At 41.2% G+C, this 257-nt stretch carries 1 protein-coding gene; it reads left to right on the top strand.

What is annotated here, in order from left to right; genetic code table 11:
- Nucleotides 1-257, top strand: a 257-nt coding sequence (locus ACSV5T_RS10035) for a phosphoadenosine phosphosulfate reductase domain-containing protein (protein WP_438321032.1), incomplete at both ends; no start/stop codon positions are given.

The raw sequence follows: 257 nt of genomic DNA, 5'->3' as shown, positions 1-257 counted from the left end.
ATAACCCAGCGCACGCAAAATTCACTGAGCAAGTTAAACTTGAGCCATTTGGACGTGCATTAAAAGAAATTGCCCCAGATGTGTGGATTAATGCGATTCGTAAAGACCAAACGGAATTTCGCCAATCACTTGACGTATTGTCAGAAAGCAAAGACGGCGTGTTAAAAGTAGCGCCATTGTTCCATTGGTCAGAAGATGACTTAGAAGCTTACTTAAAAGCGCATGATTTGCCAAATGAACATGATTACTTTGACCCA

It is taken from the genome of Veillonella sp. ZSJB6, assembly GCF_051549505.1.
Taxonomy (GTDB): domain Bacteria; phylum Bacillota; class Negativicutes; order Veillonellales; family Veillonellaceae; genus Veillonella.
This window is presented reverse-complemented; position numbering and strand designations above follow the sequence as displayed.